Genomic DNA, 21,429 nt, shown 5'->3' with positions numbered 1-21,429 from the left:
GTCCTCCGACACACCTGCCGCGGGCCAGCATAGGACCTGCCGCCGGGCGCCCTCTAGGGTTCCATTGACCGACGAGCCCACTCTGCCCAGCGTCCATGCAGCCTCCTGAGTCGAAGGGTTCTGCGTTGCCCGACTACATCCGCTGGATCCGCGACCGTGTCGGCCATGACCGGATCTTCCTGAACTTCGCCTGCTGCGTCGTCTCCGACGAGCGCGGACGCGTGCTGCTCCAGCTGCGGGGTGACCGGGAACGACGTGTCTGGGGCTTCCCGGGCGGCGCCATCGAGCTGGGCGAGTCAGCCGAACAGGCTGCGGTGCGGGAGATGCGGGAGGAGACGGGACTCGACGTGGCGGTCACCGACCTCCTGGGCGTGTACACCGGGTACGAGGACCGGTATCCCAACGGGGATGTGGCGCAGACGATCGCCATGGTCTTCCGAGCGCACATCGAAGGTGGCGCACTGGCCATCGACGGGGATGAGACGGTCGGACTGCAGTTCCACGACCTGGAGCGCCTCCCTCACCTGCTGAACCAGCAGCACGAGGACATCGCGTCGGACGTTCGTGCCGGCCGCCGCGGCGTCTGGCGCTGATGGTCCGAGCCCGAGCGACGCAGGGGTCCAGGAGTGGGTCCGAGCCGGGCTGTTCCGACCGTTGGGCGTGCCGTTTGCGTGATCCGCTCATACCGCGATCCGCGCGCCCCGGTCCGGGCATGATGGCGATGTCAGGCTGCTCCGGTGCCGCGCCGGAGCGAACGGGAACGGGGGAATCAACGTGATCGTCATCGATGAGGACGTCTACCGGGACAACGGGATGCACGAGGGGTCCAACGAGATCATCGTCGTCACCGGGCACTCCGAGCCTGCGCGGGTCATCGAGGCGCTCGAGAAGGCGGGCGATCGGATGCTGACCATCGACGACGAGGGTCATGTGCACGCGGACGCGAACCAGGCCGCCCTCGCCGGCGCGTACACACCGAACTACGTGTCGACCCCGACGGTCACCGACCGCGGGATCGAGATGTACCTCGACGCCAAGGGCTCCATCGGACCGGAGATGGCCGATGCCTTGCGGCGGGTCCTGCGAGAGGAGCTCGAGCGGGTCGTCGCCGACGCGCGGGTGTCGGCCGTCGTCTAGGCCAGACCCGTGTGCCGCCCACTCGTGATCTGGCACGGTGGAGGACATGGACGCTGCGCACGAGGTGATCGCGGCTGCGGGATCGAGAGCAGAGGCTCTCGCCGGCGGCGATTCCGAAGGACTCACCGAGCTCCTGCACGAGGACTTCAGGTGGACCACGCACCTGGGCGACACGTACGACCGCTCGGAGTACATCCGCCGGAACACCGAAGGCCACACCGTGTGGCGATCGCAGACCCTGGTTGATCCCCGGGTGGTGGTGGTCGACCAGACGGCAGTCCTGTACGCCGAGGTGCACGACGTCGTGGACACGGCAGGAGGTGCGTCGGAGACCTTCCGGATGCCGATGACTCAGGTCTGGGTCCGTTCGAGCAGGACCTGGAGATGCCTAGCCGGTCACGCGGGCCCACGGTTGTCCTGACGTCGGACCGCCCGGTCGGGCTCACCCTCGGGGGACGTCTCCCGCTCGAGCCGCGCGCTCGCGACTCAGGTAGCGAACCGGCTTGCCGAGCGACTCCGCGTAGGCGATCTCTCGTCGGGTCGACTCGCCGACGTAGCCGCCCGGATCCACGATGTACACCTCGTCAGCCATGCGGATCTTCTGGAGGTGCACGCCGCCGAGCCGCCCCTTCAGGTCCGAGCTGTCGGCGGCCCAGTCGTAGTCCGGCAGGTCGGGGAGCCGGAACATCCCGAGGCTGATCACGATGCAACCCTCCATCGTGAGCCGCTGGTTGACCTCCGCGAACTCCGCCTCGAACTTCGTCGAGCCGCAGAGCGTGATGACCTTCCCCTCGGCCGGCTGTGGCGCCTGCTGGTCGTCCATGGGATCCATGATCGTCGACCTGCAGACTGGGTCCAGCGTCGCCCCCGGACGTGCGCGCGCCGCGATCGGTGCGGCGCTGCTGGTGAGAAGACCGCGGAGAACGACGAAGGCCAGGACATCTGACATGTCCTGGCCTTCGATCTTGTACGCCATCAGGGACTCGAACCCCGAACCCGCTGATTAAGAGTCAGCTGCTCTGCCAATTGAGCTAATGGCGCTTGTCCTGCGGTGCTGCGCGACGTGTCGTGCAACGAGGAGAAACACTACACGCGCTCGCGCGTGCGATGAAATCGAGATGCTCACCCGAGGTCGGCGAGCACCGCCTGCGCGGCGTTGTGGCCACCGAGTCCCGAGACGGCCCCGCCGCGACGGGCTCCGGAGCCGCACAGCATCACCACGTCGTCGTCGGTCTGGACGCCCCACTGCTGGGCGGGGGTGTCCAGGCGCGAGCGGTTCGGCGCCCACGGCCAGTCGAGGTCGCCGTGGAAGATGTGCCCGCCCGGCATGGCGAGGTCGCGCTCGACGTCCTGCGGGATCTTGGCCTCGATGCACGGGTTGCCGTCCCGGTCGCGCATCAGGCACGACTCGATCGGCTCCACCAGGTGCTCGTCGAGGGAGGCGATGGCCCGCTCGACGGCGAGTCGCTTGGCACCCTCGGGATCGGCCTCGAAGAGCGCGGCCGGGGTGTGCAGGCCGAAGTAGGTGAGTGTCTGGGCGCCGGTCCCCGCCAGGTCGCCCAGGATCGAGGGATCGGTGAGCGAGTGGCAGTAGACCTCGCCCGGCATGGTGGTCGGCACCCGGCCGGCCGCCGCCTCGGCGTACGCGCGCTCGAGCTGGCTGTGGTCCTCGCCCAGGTGCAGGGTGCCGGCGAAGGCGACGGCCGGGTCGGCGCCGGACCGCAGCTGCGGGAGGTGGTCGAGGAGGAAGTTGATCTTGAGCTGCGCGCCCGCCGGCTTGGTGGTCGGGTCCTCATCCTCACCGAGCAGGATCCTGAGCACCCAGGGGGCCACGCCGGACAGCACCCGACGGCCGGTGACGCTGCGGGTGCCCATCCCGTCGTGCCAGGTGATCTCGGCGCCGTCCCCGTCGGTGCGGATGGAGCTGACCCCCGCACCGGTGACGATCTCGGCGCCGGCCGCGGTGGCGCTGCGGGCCAGTGCGTCGGTGACCGCGCCCATGCCGCCCACCGGCACCCGCCACTCGCCGGTGCCGTTGCCGATCAGGTGGTAGAGGAAGCAGCGGTTCTGGACGAGGGACGGGTCGTGCAGCGACGCGAAGGTCCCGATGAGGGCGTCGGTCCCGACGACTCCGCGCACGGTGTCGTCGGCGAAGCGGGCCTCGATGGCCTGTCCGAGGGGGTTGGTCACCACGTCGCGCCAGATGCCCGGGTCGACGGCGTCGCGCAGGTCCCGCTCGTGGGGGAGCGGCCGGGTCAGCGTCGGCGCGACGGCGTGCGCCAGGTCGGTGACGTCGGCGTAGAACTCGCGCCACGCGTCGTACTCCGCGTCGCTGCCGGTGAGCTCCGCGAACGACGCACGCGTCGCCTCGCCCTCGGGCCGCTCGACGAGCAGGCCGCCGTGGCGTCCGTCGCGGACCCACGGCGTGTACGACGCGGTGGTCCGCGACGCCAGGGACACGTCGAGGTCGAGGTCGGCCATGAGCGACTCGGGCATCAGGCTGACGAGGTAGGAGTAGCGCGAGAGCCTCGCGGGTTGTCCGGCGAAGGGGCTCACCGAGACCGCCGCCCCGCCGGTGTGGTCGAGCCGCTCGAGCAGCAGCACCGAGAGCCCCGCCCGGCCGAGGTAGGCGGCGGCCACGAGCCCGTTGTGGCCGCCCCCGACGATCACGACGTCATAGCTGGTCTTCGCAGGAGTCACGCGCCCAAACCTAGACCCGGTGGGACCCCGCGGTCGGCAGCGCCGCCCGTTACCCTCGCCCGGTGACTTCGGTTGGATGGTGGCGCAGCGCCGCGTGCCTGCTGCTGTACGCCGTCCTGGTCCACCTCGCCGTGGCCGCCCTGTGGCCCGGCGCCCACGTCGGCGAGAGCGTGCCGGTGGGTCTCGCGGCCGGGGCCCTGGTCCTGCTGCCGCGGCGCGCATGGTGGGTCGCCGTGCCGCTCATCGGCGTCGCGTCCGTGTCGGCGTACTCCTGGGCGGGCGCCTCGCTCGACGTCGCCCTCGTCTGGGGGGCCGCGCTCACCGCGGGGGCGAGCGCGGCCGCCGCGATGCTCACCCGCCGGTCGCCCCGAGGGCAGCGACCCGAGCTGCGTGACATCGACGACTACCGGGCGTTCCTGGCCTCGGCGGTCGTGGGCGCCGGCCTGGCCACCGCGGTGCTGTCCGTGGTGGGTCCTGTGATGCTGGAGCACGACCTGGTGCTCATCGCCGCCGGCACCTTCCTCGCGCACGTGTCGTCGTACCTCGTGATCCTGCCGTTCTTCATGGTCACGGCCCCGCACCCCGGCGTGGTCGACGGCCGGAGCCGCGTCCTCACCTGGAGTGCGGTGGTGGTGATCATGGCCATCGCGTTCACCAGCCACGACAAGATCGCGGGGCTGTTCGCCATGGCCGTCATCCCGGCCCTCGGGTGGGCCGCCATGCGGCTGCCGTTCCGCGACGTGATGGTCGGCGTGCTCTTCGTCGCCGCGTGCGCCGACCTGGCCGCCGTGCTGGGGGAGGGAGGTGCGGTCGCCCTGATCGGCGCCGACCAGCCCGAGTGGGTGGTGACCGTCACCCACCTGTTCATCAGCACCTGCGTCCTCAGTGCGTTGCCGTTCGCCCTGGCGGTCGGCATCCAGCGCGACCTCGCCCAGCGGGCCGCCACCGAGGCCGACACCGTACGGCGCGTGGTGGACAGCGCCAGCGGCGTCGCGATCGTGGGCACGGACGACCGGGGCCGGATCACCCTGTGGAACCCGGGTGCCCAGACCCTGCTCGGCTACACGGCCGACGAGGTGCGGGGCCTGCTGCCGTCGGTCTTCCACCGCCCCGAGGAGATCGCGCGCCTCGCCTCGGTGCTCGGGGTGGATCACGACTACCCCAGCGTGGTCCGCGCGCTCGCCGACCCGGCGTGCGGGGGTCTCGAGGTCGAGTTCGTCCGCAAGGACGGCCAGACCCGCATCCACTTCATGAACCTCTCCCGGGTCACCGACGCGCAGGGACGCCTCACCGGCTTCGTGTCCACGGCCGAGGACATCTCCGAGCGCGTGGCCACCCAGCGCGCCCTCGAGATCGCGCTCGCCCGCGAGCGCGCGTCGGTGGAGCGGCTGCGCGAGGTCGACCAGCTCAAGGACACCTTCGTCTCCAGCGTCAGCCACGAGCTGCGCACGCCGATCACCAGCATCATGGGCTACCTCGAGATCCTGGAGGACGGTGGCTTCGGCGAGCTGTCCGCGGAGCAGCGGTCCGCCCTCGGACGCATCGACGCCAACAGCCGCCGCCTGCTGCTGCTCATCGACGACCTGCTCGTGCTCTCCCGCGTGCAGGACCGCGGCCTGGAGAACCACCACGTCGAGCTCGACCTGCGGGCCGTCGTCGAGGCCGCGCACGAGGTCGTCGCCCCCGTCGCCGCGCGCGCGGGGGTCGAGTTCTCCTACGACGTCCCGGACCACGAGGTGCCCTACATCGGCGACGTCGACCAGCTCGAACGCGTGCTGGTGAACCTGATGGGCAACGCTGTGAAGTTCAGCCCCGACGGGGGGCAGGTCCGCACCCGCCTCCTCCCTGCCCAGCGCGAGGTGCGCCTGACGGTCAGCGACACCGGCATGGGGATCCCGGCCGAGGAGCAGGCGCGGCTCTTCACCCGCTTCTTCCGCTCCTCCTCCGCGCGCGGGCGTGCCATCCAGGGCAGCGGGCTGGGCCTGTCGATCGCCAAGGCGATCGTGGAGCGGCACGGCGGCACCATCACGGTCGAGTCCGACCCCGGCGCCGGCACGGAGTTCACCGTCCGGCTGCCCGCCTGACGGCTGCCGCGTCCGTCCCCCGGAAAGCACGAAGCCCCGGCGCAGTGCGCCGGGGCTTCGGTTCCTGGGTGAGTAACGGGACTTGAACCCGCGACATCCGCCACCACAAGGCGGCGCTCTACCAGCTGAGCTATACCCACCATGATCCCCGCCGGAGTGACCGGCGAGATCGATGAGAAGTGTAGGGCAATCAGGCGCCGGGTCCGGAATCGGGGGAGTCGCCCGTGAGTCCGGTGATCGAGCCCGCGTGACGCGCCGCGATCTCGCGGGCCCCGTTGCTGTCGAGACCGGGCTGCGGGACGAAGACCGCCTCCCGGTAGTAGCGCAGCTCCTCGATGCTCTCCTGGATGTCGGCGAGGGCCCGGTGGTTGCCGCGCTTGGCGGGAGCCGCGAAGTACGTGCGGGGGTACCAGCGGCGGGCGAGCTCCTTGATGGAGGAGACGTCGACGTTGCGGTAGTGGAGGAAGCCCTCGAGCGTCGGCATGTCCCGCGCCAGGAAGGACCGGTCGGTGGCGACCGTGTTGCCGCCCAGCGGGGGGCGGCTGCCGTCGGGGCAGTGCTCCTTGATGTAGGCGAGCACCTGCTCCTCGGCCTCGGCCATGGCCATCCCGGACTCGAGCTCGTTGATCAGCCCGGAGGTCTCGTGCATCGTGCGGACGAACTCCACCATCTGCTCCAGCGCCTCCGGCGGCGGCTTGATGATGACGTCGATGCCCTCCCCGAGCACGTTGAGGTCGAAGTCGGTCACCAGGGCCGCGACCTCGATCAGGGCGTCGGCCCCGAGGTCGAGGCCGGTCATCTCACAGTCGATCCACACCAGTCGCTCGTTCACAGGCAGTCACACTACCCACGCGTCTCGCGGGCGCACGCTCTCAGGCGCGGTTCAGGCACGCCGCCTAGGGTCGTGGGCGTGAAGGACTGGATCGGGCTCGTCGCGCGGCTGGTCACGGGCGGCGTCTGGATCGCTGCCGGCCTGCTCAAGCTGCCCGACCCCGCCGGCAGCGTGCGCGCCGTCCGCGCCTACGACCTGCTGCCTGAGTCGGTCGTGCCGACCGTGGGCCACGCCCTGCCGATCATCGAGGTCGTCGTGGGGCTGTGCCTGGTGCTCGGCCTGCTGACCCGGACCATGGCCGTCGTGTCGGCCCTGCTGTTCGTCGCCTTCATCATCGGGATCGCCTCGGCGTGGGCCCGGGGACTGCAGATCGAGTGCGGCTGCTTCGGCGGCGGCGGCGAGATCGCCGGCGCCTCGGACAAGTACCCCGGCGAGATCGCCCGGGACGTCGGGCTTCTCCTGGCGTCGCTGTGGCTCGTCGTACGACCGCGCACGCGGTGGTCCTTGGACTCCTACATCTCCCCGGCCCGGTCGGGGACGTCGCACCACGATCTGGAGAGGGAACTCGATGTCGAAGCGCAACAAGGCCGCTGAGCGCGCCGCCCGGGCCGCTGCCCTGAGGGCGCAGCAGGAGCGCGAGGAGCGGCTGCGCCGCACCCTGACCATCGGGGCGGTGGTGCTGGGGATCGTCGTCATCATCGCGGGCGGCTTCTTCATCCAGAGCCAGCGCGACTCCACCGGCAACGACGCCGCTGCGCCCGCCGGGGCCACCGCCGAGTACGGCGTGGTGGCCGGCGACGCCGGGGCGGACCACGAGGTCGTCATCTACGAGGACTTCCTGTGCCCGGTCTGCGGCGTGCTGGAGGCCCAGGTCGGCGAGGCGCTCACCACCGCGGTCGAGGAGGGCCGGGCTCGCGTCGAGTACCGCCCGGTCAACTTCCTGAGCCGCTACGGCGACTTCTCCATGGACGCCGCCAACGCCTACGCCGTCGTCCTCGACGCGGAGGGCCCCGAGGTCGCCAAGGCGTTCCACGACGCGGTGTACGCCGACCAGCCGGCCGAGGACGCCGACGAGTTCCCCGGCAGCGCCTGGCTGGTCGCCAAGGCCGTGGAGGCGGGTGCCTCCGAGGAGGCCGTCACCGCGGGGATCGAGGAGGGCGCCTTCGAGGGCTGGGTCGACAACGCCACCGGCGCCGCCTCCGAGGCGGGCGTCAACGGCACCCCGACCGTGCTGCTCGACGGCGAGCCGGTGCCCGGCGCCACCATCGACGAGGTCGCGGCCAACCTGGAGGCGGGCCTCGAGTGAGGCCGATTCGGCGCCGGTGACCGGTCGCTGCGAGACTCCCGCGGGTGAGCCTGACTGACTTCATCGCCGGCCTGCCCAAGGCCGAGCTGCACGTCCACCACGTCGGGTCCGCGTCGCCGCGGATCGTCGCCGAGCTGGCCGAGCGCCACCCGGTCGCGGGGGTCCCGGCCGACCCCGACGCGCTGCGCGACTTCTTCGCGTTCCGCGACTTCGCGCACTTCATCGACGTCTACCTCGCGGTCGTGGACCTGGTCCGCACCCCCGAGGACGTGCGGATGCTGACCTACGAGGTGGCCCGCGAGATGGCCCTCGAGCAGCGGCTCCGGTACGCCGAGCTCACCTGCACGCCGTACACCTCGGTCGTGCGGGGCATCCCGATCGAGGCCTACACCGAGGCCGTCGAGGACGCCAGGGTCGCCGCGGAGCGCGACTTCGGCCTGGTGCTGCGCTGGATCTACGACATCCCCGGCGAGAGCGGCGCCCGGGCGGCCGACGCGACGCTGTCGTACGCGCTCGACCACGGCCCGGACGCGCTGGTCGGCTTCGGCCTCGGCGGCCCCGAGGTCGGGGTGCCGCGACCGCAGTTCCAGCCGCACTTCGACGCCGCGCGGGCCGCCGGCCTCAAGTCGGTCCCGCACGCGGGGGAGACCACCGGCCCCGAGACCGTGTGGGACGCCGTGCGCCTGCTGGGCGCCGAACGCATCGGCCACGGCACCTCGTCGGCCAGCGACCCGGCACTGCTGGCGCACCTCGCGGAGGCGGGCATCGTGCTGGAGGTCTGCCCGACGTCCAACATCGCCACCCGCGCGGTCGCCACCCTCGACGAGCACCCGCTGCGGACGTTCGTCGAGGCCGGGGTGACGGTCACCATCAACTCCGACGACCCGCCGATGTTCGGCACGACCCTCAACGGCGAGTACGCCGTCGCGGCCGACCTGCTGGACCTCGACGAGTCCGGCGTCGCCGACCTCGCGCGGGCCGCGGTGCGGGCGTCGTTCGCCCCCGAGGACGTCCGGACGCGGATCCTCGGCGAGATCGACGCCTACGCCGGCTGATCCAGCCGGGCCATGGTGTCCGCGTCGAGGGCGAGGTCAGCGGCGGCGAGGGCCGGCTCGAGCTGGTCCAGCGAGCTCACCCCGACGATGGGGCGGACCTGCGGCGAGCGGTGCAGCAGCCACGCCAGCACGACCTGGCTGCGGGCGACGTCGAGCTCGCGCGCGACGTCGGTGAGGGCCGCGAGGCGGGCAGTCGTCCCGGGGTGGTCGTAGGCCTGCGGGAACGGCCGGTCGTCGCGGTCGTAGCTGCCCTGGACGAGCGGGCTGTAGGCCCACAGCTCGATGCCCTCGTTGCGCTCGAGGTAGTCGATCGTCTCCTCGCTCACCCAGCCGAAGCGGTGGTCCTTGCCCTCGACGGCCGCGCCGGGCCGCGGGGCGACGTACGACGTCGTGAGCTGGAGCGCGCTCGCGGGCTCCAGCCCCCGGGCGAGGGCGTGTGCGCGGGAGCGCTCGACCAGCCAGGTGGGGTGGTTGGAGATGCCGATCCGGCCGACCGTGCCGCCGGCGACGAGGGCGCCCAGCGCCTCGGTGGTCTCCTCGATCGGGGTGCCCCGGTCCTCTCCGTGCGCCCAGTAGAGGTCGATGCGATCGACGCCGAGGCGCTCGCGGCTGCGTTCGGCCTCCCGGCGTACCGTCTCGGCGCCCAGGCCCTCGACGCCACCGCCGTCGAGCGGCTCGACGCCGACCTTGGTGGCGAGGACGAGCCGCTCGCGCAACCCCGGGTTGGCGCGCAGCCAGTCGCCGATGAGCTCCTCGCTCTGCCCGCCGTGCCCTGTCCCGCTGGCCCAGAAGGCGTAGCAGTTGGCGGTGTCGATGGTGGTGCCCCCTGCCTCGACGAAGCGGTCGAGGAGGGCGAAGGAGGTGGCCCGGTCGGTGCGGGTGCCGAGGTACATGGTGCCGAGGACGAGGTCGTTGATCACCCGCCCGACGCTAGCGCCCCGGCTGACGCGGGGGACGGAGGTCCCTTGCGCCGGGCACCCACCGGGCGTAGAACTGAGGTGTCGGAAGGACTCCGGTCCGGATGACGTGAAGGCCCACCACCTCATACGTGGTGGGCCTTCATCCGTCTCGAGCGCCTCGTGCGCCGGAGGAAAGGATGCGGCCCCGCTACCTCATACGTGGCGGGGCCCGGGCACTGTTCTAGTGGCTCGGACGGGACCGACCACGCAGGCGCGCCGCAGTGTGGTCTCAGGCGGGGGACTGGGCCACGGCGTGCAGCACCAGCGCGGTCTCCGGGGCCATCACGGGCAGGGTGACGCCCGCGGCCGCCAGGGCGCGCCCGGCCACGACCTGTCCGTCCCCGGCCGCCCACCAGGTCGACAGGTCCGCGGTGTCCTGGTCGGCGGTGGCCGTTTCGTCGCTCAGCCGGTAGGACCGGTCGGGGTCGAGCCCGGTGAGGCGCAGGGGCGCGGGGTGCTGGGTCGCGGTGGCGGCGACGGTGCTGATGACGTACCACGCCTCGGAGCGATCCTCGGCCACCAGGCCGGTGACCACCACGGCCGGGTCCGGGTGGTCCGGGTGGACCAGCGTGCCCCGGGCGACGAGCGGACGGACCCGCTTGTGCAGCGCGACCCATCGGGTCAGGTCTGCGAGCGTGGCGTCGTCGAGGGCAGTGAGGTCCCACTCGATCCCGAACGAGTAGAGCAGCGCGGTCGCGGCGCGGTAGCCGAGCCGGTGGGAGCGACCGGTGGTGTGCGCGACCGGCCCGCCCACGTGGGACCCCATCAGCTCGGGGGGCACCAGGAGCGAGGTCCAGCGCTGGAGGTGCTGGCGCTCGAGGGGGTCGATGGTGTCGCTCGGCCAGATCCGGTCCGTGCGGGCCAGGACCTCCGCGTCGACGCGGCCGCCGCCGGAGGCGCACGACTCGATCTCCAGGCCGGGGTGCGCGGCGCGCACCTCGTCCAGCAGGCGGTAGAAGGCCCGCGTCTGTCCGTGGACGGCGGGGACGCCGTCGTGGGTGGCGTCGGTGAGGTCGCGGTTGTGGTCCCACTTGAGGTAGTCGACGGCGTACTCCTCGACCAGGTGCAGGAGGCTGTCGCGCACCTGGGCGTACGCCGCGTCGTCCTGCAGGTCCAGCACCTGCTGCGTGCGCCACTCCAGCGGCCGCTCCCGGCGCCCACGCAGGATGCGCCCGGGGTGCTCGCGGGCCGTGTCGGAGTCGGCGTTGATCATCTCCGGCTCCACCCACAGGCCGAACTGCATGCCCAGCCCGCGCACGTGGTCGACGAGGGGGTGCAGCCCGTCCGGCCAGATCTCGTCGTCGACCCACCAGTCGCCGAGCCCGGCGGTGTCGCTGCGGCGGCCACGGAACCAGCCGTCGTCGAGGACGAAGCGGTCGACCCCGACGGCCGCGGCCACGTCGGCCAGGGCCGTCACCCGGTCCAGGGCGTGGTCGAAGTAGACGGCCTCCCAGGTGTTGGCCACGACGGGGGCCTCGCCCGGGGGACCGGACGCCAGGGACCGCAGGTGGGCGTGGAGGCGGTGGCTCATCGGGTCGAGCCCGGCCCCGGACCACGAGCCCAGCACCCAGGGACCGCGGTAGGTTTCGCCGCGGCCGAGCGTCACCTCGCCGGGCGCCAGCAGCTCGCCGCCGCCGAGGAGGCAGTCGCCCTCCGGGGTGCGTTCGGCGTACGTCGTGTGGTTGCCGCTCCACGCGGTGTGCACCGACCACACCTCGCCGTGCGAGAAGCCGAAGCCCGGGGTGCCGGCGACCATCAGCAGGGTCGCGTCGTGGCCGGTGCGTCCGTGCCGACCGTCGCGGCGGTGGGTGCCCTGGACCCACGGGTGGCGCTGGGGCGCGCGCTCCTTGCACCAGCGCCCGGTCAGGTCGAGCAGCTCCGTCGCGCCGGCGCCGACGGGCAGGGCGGTGCGGGCGGAGGCGAGGTGCAGGGTGCCGTCGAGGGTGTTGGTCACCGAGGTGCGGACCCGGACCAGGCCGGCGGAGGTCAGCTCCACGTCGAGGTCGACCGACCATCCGGCCTCGTCGTCGGCCCCGGTGAGCAGGACGGAGGCATCGCCGTCCGGGGGGTCCTCCACGCGCGCGGACCAGCCCGTCGGGCTCGGTGTCGTCGCCGCGGCGCTGCCGCCGACCCGGTGTCCCTCGAGCACGGGGGAGCCGGAGAAGCCGCGGGTGGGGTCGGGCACCAGTCCGGTACGCCGGACGGTGTCGAAGGCCGAGCGCGGGATGCCCGGTCGACGGGCGGCGACCAGGTCCGCGAGGGCCCGGTCGTCGAGGTCGCCGAGATCGGCCCCCCAGTGCACGACGACCGGCACGCCGTCGTCGTCGGGCGCCAGGAGGAGGCTCACGCCGGCGCGGCGGAGGTGGACGGTGCCCACGGTGGTGTCGTCCGGCACGGCTCAGGCGTCCTTGCTGGTTTCGTGGGCGTCGTGGACGTCGACGAGGACGAGCTCGCCGACGTGGTCGGCCAGCACGGCGCTGGCCTGTGCGGAGAGCCCGGTGTCGGTGACCAGGACGGAGGCGTCGGAGAGGGAGGCGATGCTGCTGAGGCCGACGACGCCCCACTTGCTGGAGTCGGCGCACACGATCAGCCGGCGGGAGCGCTCGATCATGGCGCGGTTGGTCTCGGACTCGAGGAGGTTGGGCGTGCTGAAGCCCGCCCGGAGGTCCATGCCGTGGACGCCCATGAAGAACGCGTCGACGTGAAGGCTGCGCAGCGACGACACGGCCACCGGTCCGACGAGCGCGTCGGAGGGGGTCCGCAGTCCGCCGGTCAGCAGGACCGACGTGGTGCTGTCGCCGGCCCGGTGCAGCACGTCGGCCACCCACACAGAGTTGGTGACGACCGTGAGGTGGGGGATCTTCGCCAGGTGCTCGGTGAGCGCGTGGGTCGTGGTCCCCGCCGAGACGGCGATGGCCATGCCCTCGTGCACGTACTGCGCCGCCCGGGCCGCGATGGCCTCCTTGTCCAGCCGGTGCTGGACCGACTTGGCGGCGAAGCCCGGCTCGGAGGAGGACGGCTCGGCGACGGCCAGGGCACCTCCGTGCACCTTCTCCAGGAGTCCGTCGCGGTGCAGCGCCACGAGGTCGCGGCGCACCGTCATGTCCGAGACGCCGAGCAGGTCCACGAGGTCGGTGACCCGGACGGTGCCGTCCCGGTCGAGCTCGGCCAGGATGCGGCTGCGGCGTTGGGCGGCGAGCATCAGTGCTCCTCACGTACGACGGCGACGCCCCCGGCGGGGACGACGAGGTCGTCGGACACGGAGCGGCCCGAGACCAGCTCGGTGCCGGTGACCGGGACCGACGCGTCCTCGGACCCGTGGTTGATGACGAACAACCACGAGGCGTCGTTCCCGACCCGTCGCGTCACCTCGACGTCGGCGGAGGCACCCGGCAGGCGGTCCAGCCCGGCCTCGGCCACCAGGCGCTCGACGAGGTGGTCGGTCCCGTCGGGGGCGAGCCGGGTGGCGACGTACCACGCGGCCCCCGTCCCGACCTCGCGCCGGGTGACGGCGGGACGCCCGCCCGCCGGGCCGTCGGCGTGGTGCGCGACGGCCTCCGCGCCGGCGAGCTCCAGCTCCTCGGCCCAGACGTCGGCGGAGACGCCTGCGTCGCCGAGACCCTCGACGGTCACGGACTCACCCTCCACGAGGGGCAGGAACTCGGTCGTGCGTACGCCGAGCAGGTCACGGAAGGCGCCGGGGTAGCCGCCGAGGCGGATGTGGTCGGACTCGTCGACGATCCCGCTGAAGTAGGTGACCACGACGGTCGCGCCGGCCTCCGCGGCCGCGGCCACGGCCGCCGCGTCCTCGTCGGTGACGAGGTAGAGAGTCGGCACCACCACGAGGCGGTAGCGGCTGAGGTCGGAGCCGGGGTGCACGACGTCGACGCCGATCCCGGCGGCGGACAGGGCGCGGTGGAAGTCCTCGGCACGGTCGCGGTAGGTGACGTCGATGCTGGGGTGGGAGTCGAGCTCGCAGCCCCACCAGGCCTCGTAGTCGTAGAGGATCGCCGCCCGGTTGTCGGCCCGGCTGCCGCTGACCTCCTCGATGGAGTCGAGGACCTCCGAGAGCTGCACCACCTCGCGCCACAGCCGCGAGTCGGTCCCGGCGTGGGGCAGCAGCGCCGAGTGGAACTTCTCCGCGCCCGCCCGGGAGGCCCGCCACTGGAAGAACAGGACCGCGTCCGCGCCATGGGCCACGTGCGCCAGGCTGGACCGGATCGTCTCGCCCGGCGCCTTGGCCCGGTTGCGCGGCTGCCAGTTGACCGCGCTGGTGGAGTGCTCCATCAGCAGCCAGGGCGCCCCGCCGGCGGTGCCGCGGGTGAGGTCGGCACTGAAGGCGAGCTCGCGGTGGGCGTGCGCGTCGTCGGCCATCAGGTAGTGGTCGTTGGAGACGACGTCCACCTCGCGTCCCCAGCGGAGGTAGTCCATCTCGAAGGTCTGGCGCATCACCATGAAGTTGGTGGTCACCGGCACGCCCGGCGACACCTCGTGCAGCACGTCGCGCTCCACGACGAAGTTGTCGAGCAGCTGGTCGGAGGAGAAGCGCAGGAAGTCGAGCTGCTGGGTGGGGTTGGGGAAGGCCGGGGCGATGCGCGGGGGCAGGACCTCCTCGAAGTCGCCGTACCGCTGGGACCAGAAGGCCGTGCCCCAGGCGTCGTTGAGCCGGTCGACGTCCCCGTAGCGCGCGCGCAGCCACTCACGGAAGGCGGCGGCGCTCACGTCGCAGTAGCAGCGCGCGTTGTGGCAGCCGAGCTCGTTGGACACGTGCCACAGCGCGAGCGCCGGGTGGTCGGCGTACCGCTCACCGAGGGCGCGGCACAGGGCCAGCGCGTGCTCGCGGTAGACCGGCGAGCTCGGGCAGAACGCCTGGCGGCCTCCGGGCCACAGGGTGCGGCCGTCCTGGGTCACCGGCAGCATCTCCGGGTGTCGGCGCGCGAGCCAGGGCGGGGGAGAGGCGGTCGCGGTGGCGAGGTCCACGCGGATGCCGGCCGCTTGCAGGTCGTCCATCTGCCGGTCGAGCCAGTCGAACTCCCAGCGGTCGAGCGCGGGCTGCAGGTGGGCCCACGAGAAGACGCCGAGCGTCACCAGGTCCACACCCGCCTCGCGCATGAGGTCACGGTCCTCGGCATGTACGTCGGAGGACCACTGCTCGGGGTTGTAGTCGCCGCCGAGGGCGAGAGGGGGCACCGGGGTGGGCATGCGCTCACTGTGACCAGCGTCGCATCACAAAGTCAACGCATCTGATCGTTTTCGCGTTTGAAAATGTCGAAATTCCTGCTCGAGTCCGCCCAAAAGGCTTGACGAGGGTGTGTCCACGGTCACATGCTGTCGCCCACTGTTTGATTTCCCCCCAGGAGGCTGTTGTGTCCCGACCCCGATCGACCGGTGTTCCCGCAGGCACCTCCGTGCCCCGCTCCGCCCTCGTGACCATGGCAGCCAGCCGCCGCTCGGTGCTCCGCGGCATGGCCCTCGGCGGGCTCGCGCTGGGCAGCGGCGGCCTGCTCGCCGCCTGCGGCGGTGACGACGGTGGCGGCGGGTCGAGCGGCTCGGGCACCACGGTGAAGTTCGGCATCAACGAAGCGAAGGGCTCGGGGCCCGCGTACGACCGCCTGGCGGCGATGGCGGCGGCGTACACGAAGGAGACCGACACCAAGGTCGACCTCAACGCGGTGGACCACAACACGTTCCAGGAGAGCGTCAACACCTACCTCCAGGGCACTCCGGACGACGTGTTCACCTGGTTCGCCGGCTTCCGGATGGCGCAGTTCGCCGAGGCGGGACTCATCACCGACCTCAGCGACGTGTGGCCCATCGACGGGATGAACGACTCGTTCAAGGAGGCGTCCACCGCGCCGGACGGCAAGCAGTACTTCGTGCCGAAGGACTACTACCCGTGGGCTGTCTTCTACCGGAAGTCGATCTTCGAGAAGAACGGCTGGACGGCGCCGGAGACCAAGGACGACCTCATGTCGCTCATGGACGACATGCAGGGCAAGGGCATCACGCCGTTCGCCTTCGGCGACAAGCAGGGGTGGCCGGCGATGGGCACGTTCGACATCCTCAACATGCGCCTCAACGGCTTCGACTTCCACATGAGCCTGATGGCCGGCGACGAGCAGTGGGACGGCGACGAGGTCAAGCTGGTCTTCGAGACGTGGAAGACCCTGCTGCCCTACCACCAGGAGGACCCGCTGGGTCGCAACTGGGAAGAGGCCGCGACCTCGATGGGCAACGGTGAGTGCGGGATGTACCTGCTCGGGACGTTCGTCGCGGACGCCGTGGCCGACGTGGCCGACGACCTCGACTTCTTCACCTTCCCCGAGCTCGACTCCAGCATCGGCGCCGACGCCCTCGACGCACCGATCGACGGCTTCTGCGTGGCGGCCGGCGGCCAGAACCAGGAGGCCGGCAAGGCGATGGCCAAGTGGCTGGGCAGTGCCGCGGCCGCCGACGCCGCCAACAGCGGCGCCGACGTGCCGTTCATCGCCGCCAACTCCGGCGCCAGCACCTCCAGCTACAGCGCCCTGCAGAAGAAGTCGGCAGAGGTGGTCGGCGCGGCGGCCAACATCGCGCAGTTCATGGACCGCGACACCAACGCCGACTTCGCCAACACGGTGATGGTCCCGTCGATCCAGGACTTCCTGAAGAACCCCGACGACATCGACGGCATCACGTCCAGCATTCAGGAACAAGCCGCCTCGATCTTCGGCTGAGGCGACGACGATGACGACCACCGAGGAGGTGCGGCGGGCCGCGCAGGACGTCGGCCCGCCGCCCCAACGTCGGGAGAAGAAGCTCTCCCCGAGGGACCGGCTGGTCGTGGCCGGGATGCTGCTGGTGCCGATCGTCCTGGTCGTGTGGTTGGTGTGGCTGCCGGCGCTCGGGTCCGTGGTGCTGTCCTTCGGCAAGTGGAACGGCTTCGGCGACCTCGACACGATCGAGTGGGTCGGCACGCAGAACTACGAGGACATCGCGACCATCTACCCGCCGTTCTGGCCGGCCATCCAGCACAACCTGATCTGGCTGGCGTTCCTGTTCATGTTCCCGACGGTGCTGGGCATGCTGCTGGCCGTCGTCCTGGACCGGGAGATGCGCGGCAGTCGCTTCTACCAGACGGCGTTCTACATGCCGGTCGTCCTTTCCGTGGCGCTGATCGGCTTCATCTGGCAGCTCTTCTACTCCCGCGACCAGGGCCTCATCAACCAGGTCTTCAACACCCAGGTCGACTGGTACGGCGATCCCGACGTCAACCTGTGGGCCGTGCTGGTGGCCACCGCCTGGCGGCACACCGGCTACATCATGCTGATCTACCTGGCAGGGCTCAAGGGCGTGGACGCAAGCCTGCGCGAGGCCGCGGCGGTCGACGGGGCGAGCGAGGTGCGCACCTTCTTCCACGTGATCTTCCCGGTGATGCGTCCCATCAACATGGTCGTGGTTGTCATCGTCGTCATCGAGTCGCTGCGGGCCTTCGACATCGTGTGGGTCATCAACAAGGGCCGCAACGGGCTCGAGCTCATCGGTGCCCTCGTCGGCCAGAACGTCATCGGCGAGGCCACCCGCTACGGGTTCGGGTCGGCGCTCGCGGTCATCATGATGCTGATCTCGTCGGTCTTCATCACCATCTACCTGCGGAACGTCTTCCGTGAGGAGCGTCAGGGATGAGCACCGAGACACCGGTCGCCGCTGCGGCGACGACAGCACCGCCCCGCCAGGAGGGCGGGGTGATGAGCCGCAATCGCGGGGTGATCGCCACCGTGATCACCGCGGTCCTCGCCCTGCTGTGGCTCTTCCCGCTGTTCTGGGCGGTCCTCAACTCGTTCCGCGTGTACGAGTACACCCAGGCCAACGGCTACCTGTCCTTCGGCGGCTGGACCACCGACAACTACCGGCAGGCCTGGTCGCAGGGGAACTTCGGCCTACACATGCGCAACTCAATGCTCGTCACCATCCCGGCAGTGCTGCTCACGCTGTGGCTGTCCTCGATGGTCGCCTTCGTGCTGGCGAGGTTCAGCTTCCGCTTCAACCTGACGATGCTCGGCGTCTTCCTGGCCGCCAACCTGCTGCCTCCGCAGGCGCTGCTGATCCCGGTGTTCCGGATGTTCCGCGAGATTCCGCTGCCGACGTTCATGAGCGAGAACGGCTCGATGCTCAACAGCTTCTGGGCGCTGATCCTGGTCAACACCGCCTTCCAGCTCGGCTTCTGCACGTTCGTGCTGAGCAACTACATGAAGACGCTGCCGCACGAGATCTACGAGTCGGCCGAGCTGGACGGGGCGGGGGTGTGGCGGCAGTACTGGCAGCTGACCATGCCGCTCGTGCGGCCCGCCCTGGCGGCCCTGGCGACCTTGCAGTTCACCTGGATCTACAACGAGTTCTTCTGGGCGACCGTGCTCATCCAGCAGGGCGACAAGCTCCCGATCACCTCCGCGCTCAACAACCTGCGCGGCCAGTTCTTCACCGACACCAACCTGGTGGCGGCGGGATCCGTGATCGTGGCACTGCCGGTCCTGGTGGTGTTCTTCGCGCTGCAGAAGCAGTTCGTCTCGGGCCTGACACTCGGCTCGACCAAGGGTTGAGCGTCCAGATGCGAAAGGACTGCACATGGCAACAGTGACCTTCGAGAAGGCACAGCGGTGGTACCCCGGGGCCGACGTGCCCGCCGTACCCGGCCTGGACCTCGAGATCGCGGACGGCGAGTTCATGGTGCTCGTCGGGCCGTCCGGGTGTGGCAAGTCCACGACCCTGCGGATGCTCGCCGGCCTCGAGGAGTGCAACCGCGGGAGCATCAGGATCGGCGACCGGGACGTGACCAACGCGGCCCCCAAGGACCGCGACATCGCGATGGTGTTCCAGAACTACGCGCTGTACCCCCACATGTCGGTGCGCGACAACATGGCCTTCTCGCTCAAGATGGCCAAGATGCCGTCGGCCGAGCGCGACCAGCGGGTCGCCGAGGCGGCCCGCATGCTCGGCCTCGGGGAGTACCTGGACCGCAAGCCCAAGGCGCTCTCGGGCGGTCAGCGCCAGCGCGTCGCGATGGGCCGGGCGATCGTGCGCAACCCGCAGGTCTTCTGCATGGACGAGCCGTTGTCCAACCTGGACGCCAAGATGCGCGTCCAGACCCGCACGGACATCGCCAAGCTGCAGGCGGACCTCGGTGTCACCACCGTCTACGTCACCCACGACCAGGTCGAGGCGATGACCATGGGCGACCGGGTGGCGGTCATGAACCTCGGGGTCCTGCAGCAGGTGGACACCCCGCTCGGCCTTTACGACCGGCCGGTCAACCTGTTCGTGGCCGGCTTCATTGGATCGCCGCAGATGAACCTGCTCGAGGCGCGGGCCGACGAGTCGGGACAGGCCCGGATCGGCAACTACCTGGTGCCGGTCGACCCGGCGGCGGCGTCGCGGATGTCCGGTGCGGTCACGGTGGGGGTGCGTCCGGAGGCGTGGCGGCAGGTGTCGTCCGAGGAGGGTGGCCTGCCGGTCAAGGTGACCGTGGTGGAGGAGCTCGGCGCCGATGCGTTCGTCTACGGCACGTGCGACGTCGAAGGAGCTCCGAGCGCGGTGATCGTGCGGGTGACGCAGCGGGACTCGGTGTCGAAGGGTGACGTGATCCACGTGACCACGGACCCGCGCAGTGTCCACGTGTTCGACACCGAGACGGGCGAGCGCCTCAGCGACTGACCGGCGTACGAGCCGCTCGGCGACCCTGTCGTCGGGCGGCTCCGGCGTGTCGGCACCTCGCGATCGTGGCGCCCGACCGGGGCTGGTCCAGCGCCGGTCAGCGCATCTTGTCCCTGAACAACCGGTGGAAGATGCCGGGGCGGCCGAACGCCTGGGTGTCCTCGGGGGACATGGGCCTGCCCCTGAGGTAGTCGTTGAACCCCGGCAGGAGGGCGGTCTCGTCGGGGCCGAGGGTCTCGAAGCCCATGGACCACTCGGGGAAGGTGCGCGTGTCGACGTCGTCGCGCAGGGCGACGTACACGTTGCGGTGCCGGTGGTCCCGCTCGATGCGGGTGAAGGTCGCGTCCACCACGTCCTCGGCTCCCTCCAGGGTCTGGATGAAGTGCCCGCCGGCATGGAGCAGCATGCCGGTGAGCTCGTTCGCGTGGTTTCGCTCGCGCGATGCTCGCAGCAGCTCGCGGAGGTCGGCGGGGCTGAACGGCGTCGTGGCGGTGCTGAGGTAGGTGAGCGAGATCAAGGTCGGGTCCCCGAGAAGTGTGATGTGGTGCGATGCGTCTTGTGCCGGACCCAGTATCCCGGTGACGCCCGAGATCCGACGGAGATCGAGGACCCGGGTTGCAGGTCGGGAGGTGCCACCTGGTGCCTGATGACCTCGTGGCGCCCCCGGCAGGATTCGAACCTGCGACCGGCGGATTAGAAGGCCGCTGCTCTATCCAGCTGAGCTACGGGGGCCGGGACGGGAGCTCCGGTCGGACGACCCTCTCGGGCGCCCGGGTCATGGTCCTGCCGGCCCTCCGGTCCGGGGTCAGTATGCCGCAGCCGGCCGCGGCACTGGGGTCGGGGCTTGCCGTCGAGGAGCATCCTGGGGACCCCCTCTGGGGGTGGGGAGAACTGTCGCGGGCGATCGGGCGCGCCCTAGGTTCGAGAACGGTCCGTGTGGCGGGTCCTCCCGCCCGGCCCCAACGAGAGGAAGCCGCATGTCTTTGTGGGACAAGCTGAAGGACGCCATCACCACCGACGACGCCGAGGCTGCAGACGAGGCACGCAGGGAGGCCGAGCAGGCCCAGGCGGAGGCCGACAAGGCCAAGGTCGAGGCCCAGGCGCGCGCTGACGAGGCCCGCCGCAAGGCCGACGAGGCGGCCGAGAAGGCAGGGCTGCCGTCCGCGACCGAGGAGGAGAAGTCCCAGGCGGACGAGGCCCGTCAGCAGGCCGAGGCCGAGGCCAAGGCCGCCCAGGAGGCGCAGGCCGAGGCTGACCGCAAGGCCGAGGAGAAGGCACAGAAGGCCATCGACAAGGCCAACGCGCGGCGTGAGAAGCGGCAGGAGCAGCGCGAGGAGGCTCGCGAGGAGCGCCAGGAGGCCCGTCAGGAGGCCCGTCAGGATGCCCGTGAGGAGCGGCAGGACGCTCGTCACGAGGCGGCCTCCGAGGAGGTCTACACGGTGAAGTCGGGCGACACGCTCTCCGAGATCGGTCAGCGCTACGGAGTGGACTGGCGCGAGATCGCGAGGGTCAACAACATCGAGGACCCGAACCTCATCTTCCCGGGCCAGAAGTTCAGGATCCCGAAGAAGTGAGCTGATGCGCGTGTAGGACGAGGGGTCGTGGCCGTCGGGCCACGGCACCTCGTCGTCGTTCAACTGTGCTGTCCACAGAGCCCTGGCAAACC

Annotated in this window: 20 protein-coding genes and 3 tRNA genes; 12 read left to right on the top strand and 11 right to left on the bottom strand. The window is 71.0% G+C overall.

Features of this window, described 5'->3' with window-relative positions:
• Positions 1 to 125 precede the first annotated feature (125 nt).
• The 3 genes from ASG94_RS03950 to ASG94_RS03940 all read left to right on the top strand — a co-directional run bounded on the left by ASG94_RS03950 (position 126) and on the right by ASG94_RS03940 (position 1,558).
• Positions 126 to 593, top strand: a complete 468-nt coding sequence (locus ASG94_RS03950) for an NUDIX hydrolase (RefSeq protein ID WP_056925080.1) — start codon at positions 126 to 128, stop codon at positions 591 to 593.
• A 181-nt stretch (positions 594 to 774) separates the two neighbouring features.
• Positions 775 to 1,137 (top strand): hypothetical protein, encoded by a 363-nt coding sequence (locus ASG94_RS03945; protein WP_056925079.1) that lies wholly within the window; start codon positions 775 to 777, stop codon positions 1,135 to 1,137.
• Between the two features lie 46 nt (positions 1,138 to 1,183).
• Positions 1,184 to 1,558, top strand: coding sequence for a nuclear transport factor 2 family protein (locus ASG94_RS03940; protein WP_235537213.1), 375 nt, complete (start codon positions 1,184 to 1,186; stop codon positions 1,556 to 1,558).
• 21 nt (positions 1,559 to 1,579) lie between these two features.
• On the opposite strand, the gene ASG94_RS21230 is transcribed toward ASG94_RS03940, so the two are convergent.
• The 3 genes from ASG94_RS21230 to ASG94_RS03930 form a co-directional block, all read right to left on the bottom strand.
• A complete protein-coding gene (locus tag ASG94_RS21230; protein ID WP_235537122.1) occupies positions 1,580 to 2,113 on the bottom strand; it encodes a hypothetical protein in 534 nt (177 codons plus the stop codon).
• Positions 2,106 to 2,178, bottom strand: a tRNA-Lys gene (locus ASG94_RS03935). The genes ASG94_RS21230 and ASG94_RS03935 overlap by 8 nt, the downstream gene beginning before the upstream one ends.
• Positions 2,179 to 2,259: 81 nt before the next feature.
• Positions 2,260 to 3,837: a phytoene desaturase family protein gene (locus ASG94_RS03930; protein WP_056925077.1), complete on the bottom strand. Its 1,578-nt coding sequence runs from the start codon at positions 3,835 to 3,837 to the stop codon at positions 2,260 to 2,262.
• A 62-nt stretch (positions 3,838 to 3,899) separates the two neighbouring features.
• Between ASG94_RS03930 and ASG94_RS03925 the strand changes: the two genes are divergently transcribed.
• Positions 3,900 to 5,921 (top strand): ATP-binding protein, encoded by a 2,022-nt coding sequence (locus ASG94_RS03925; protein WP_056925076.1) that lies wholly within the window; start codon positions 3,900 to 3,902, stop codon positions 5,919 to 5,921.
• Between the two features lie 67 nt (positions 5,922 to 5,988).
• On the opposite strand, the gene ASG94_RS03920 is transcribed toward ASG94_RS03925, so the two are convergent.
• Positions 5,989 to 6,061, bottom strand: a tRNA-His gene (locus ASG94_RS03920).
• A gap of 50 nt (positions 6,062 to 6,111) precedes the next feature.
• Positions 6,112 to 6,720: an oligoribonuclease gene (gene orn, locus ASG94_RS03915; protein WP_235537212.1), complete on the bottom strand. Its 609-nt coding sequence runs from the start codon at positions 6,718 to 6,720 to the stop codon at positions 6,112 to 6,114.
• 111 nt (positions 6,721 to 6,831) lie between these two features.
• Here orn and ASG94_RS03910 point away from each other — a divergent pair, with 111 nt between their 5' ends.
• Genes ASG94_RS03910 through ASG94_RS03900 form a run of 3 tightly spaced genes read left to right on the top strand, consistent with a single transcriptional unit; the run spans position 6,832 to position 9,114 of the window.
• Positions 6,832 to 7,347 carry a MauE/DoxX family redox-associated membrane protein gene (locus ASG94_RS03910; protein ID WP_235537121.1) on the top strand — a complete coding sequence of 172 codons (516 nt, stop codon included), beginning with the start codon at positions 6,832 to 6,834 and terminating at the stop codon, positions 7,345 to 7,347.
• Positions 7,322 to 8,059, top strand: coding sequence for a DsbA family protein (locus tag ASG94_RS03905; RefSeq protein WP_056925074.1), 738 nt, complete (start codon positions 7,322 to 7,324; stop codon positions 8,057 to 8,059). Before ASG94_RS03910 ends, ASG94_RS03905 begins: the two co-directional genes overlap by 26 nt.
• A gap of 44 nt (positions 8,060 to 8,103) precedes the next feature.
• Entirely contained in the window at positions 8,104 to 9,114 is a 1,011-nt protein-coding gene (locus ASG94_RS03900; RefSeq protein WP_235537120.1) for an adenosine deaminase, read from the top strand.
• On the opposite strand, the gene ASG94_RS03895 is transcribed toward ASG94_RS03900, so the two are convergent.
• The 4 genes from ASG94_RS03895 to ASG94_RS03880 all read right to left on the bottom strand — a co-directional run bounded on the left by ASG94_RS03895 (position 9,102) and on the right by ASG94_RS03880 (position 15,275).
• Positions 9,102 to 10,034, bottom strand: a complete 933-nt coding sequence (locus ASG94_RS03895) for an aldo/keto reductase (RefSeq protein WP_235537119.1) — start codon at positions 10,032 to 10,034, stop codon at positions 9,102 to 9,104. The genes ASG94_RS03900 and ASG94_RS03895 overlap by 13 nt on opposite strands.
• A gap of 268 nt (positions 10,035 to 10,302) precedes the next feature.
• Entirely contained in the window at positions 10,303 to 12,468 is a 2,166-nt protein-coding gene (locus ASG94_RS03890; protein WP_056925073.1) for an alpha-galactosidase, read from the bottom strand.
• 3 nt (positions 12,469 to 12,471) lie between these two features.
• Positions 12,472 to 13,275 carry a DeoR/GlpR family DNA-binding transcription regulator gene (locus ASG94_RS03885; RefSeq protein ID WP_156411402.1) on the bottom strand — a complete coding sequence of 268 codons (804 nt, stop codon included), beginning with the start codon at positions 13,273 to 13,275 and terminating at the stop codon, positions 12,472 to 12,474.
• Positions 13,275 to 15,275, bottom strand: a complete 2,001-nt coding sequence (locus ASG94_RS03880) for a beta-galactosidase (protein ID WP_056925071.1) — start codon at positions 15,273 to 15,275, stop codon at positions 13,275 to 13,277. The genes ASG94_RS03885 and ASG94_RS03880 overlap by 1 nt, the downstream gene beginning before the upstream one ends.
• A 230-nt stretch (positions 15,276 to 15,505) precedes the next feature.
• Here ASG94_RS03880 and ASG94_RS03875 point away from each other — a divergent pair, with 230 nt between their 5' ends.
• From ASG94_RS03875 to ASG94_RS03860, 4 genes are read left to right on the top strand one after another with little or no spacing between them, the layout of a single operon-like run.
• Entirely contained in the window at positions 15,506 to 16,789 is a 1,284-nt protein-coding gene (locus ASG94_RS03875) for an ABC transporter substrate-binding protein (RefSeq protein WP_056926272.1), read from the top strand.
• A 10-nt stretch (positions 16,790 to 16,799) separates the two neighbouring features.
• Positions 16,800 to 17,738, top strand: a complete 939-nt coding sequence (locus ASG94_RS03870) for a carbohydrate ABC transporter permease (protein WP_056925070.1) — start codon at positions 16,800 to 16,802, stop codon at positions 17,736 to 17,738.
• On the top strand, positions 17,735 to 18,652 hold the full coding sequence (locus tag ASG94_RS03865) for a carbohydrate ABC transporter permease (RefSeq protein ID WP_082623910.1): 918 nt from the start codon (positions 17,735 to 17,737) through the stop codon (positions 18,650 to 18,652). Before ASG94_RS03870 ends, ASG94_RS03865 begins: the two co-directional genes overlap by 4 nt.
• 25 nt (positions 18,653 to 18,677) lie before the next feature.
• Positions 18,678 to 19,763, top strand: a complete 1,086-nt coding sequence (locus ASG94_RS03860) for an ABC transporter ATP-binding protein (RefSeq protein WP_056925069.1) — start codon at positions 18,678 to 18,680, stop codon at positions 19,761 to 19,763.
• Positions 19,764 to 19,860: 97 nt separating this feature from the next.
• Here the strand turns inward: ASG94_RS03860 and ASG94_RS03855 are convergent, their stop codons facing one another.
• Entirely contained in the window at positions 19,861 to 20,280 is a 420-nt protein-coding gene (locus ASG94_RS03855; protein WP_056925068.1) for a BLUF domain-containing protein, read from the bottom strand.
• A gap of 138 nt (positions 20,281 to 20,418) precedes the next feature.
• A tRNA-Arg gene (locus tag ASG94_RS03850) sits at positions 20,419 to 20,495 on the bottom strand.
• Between the two features lie 245 nt (positions 20,496 to 20,740).
• On the opposite strand from ASG94_RS03850, the gene ASG94_RS03845 reads away from it, so the two are divergent.
• Positions 20,741 to 21,337, top strand: a complete 597-nt coding sequence (locus ASG94_RS03845) for a LysM peptidoglycan-binding domain-containing protein (RefSeq protein WP_156411401.1) — start codon at positions 20,741 to 20,743, stop codon at positions 21,335 to 21,337.
• Positions 21,338 to 21,429 lie beyond the last annotated feature (92 nt).

Source organism: Nocardioides sp. Soil805 (assembly GCF_001429625.1).
GTDB lineage: Bacteria > Actinomycetota > Actinomycetes > Propionibacteriales > Nocardioidaceae > Nocardioides.
Note: the sequence above shows the minus strand (reverse complement) of the source record. Positions and strands in the feature narration are given on the sequence as shown.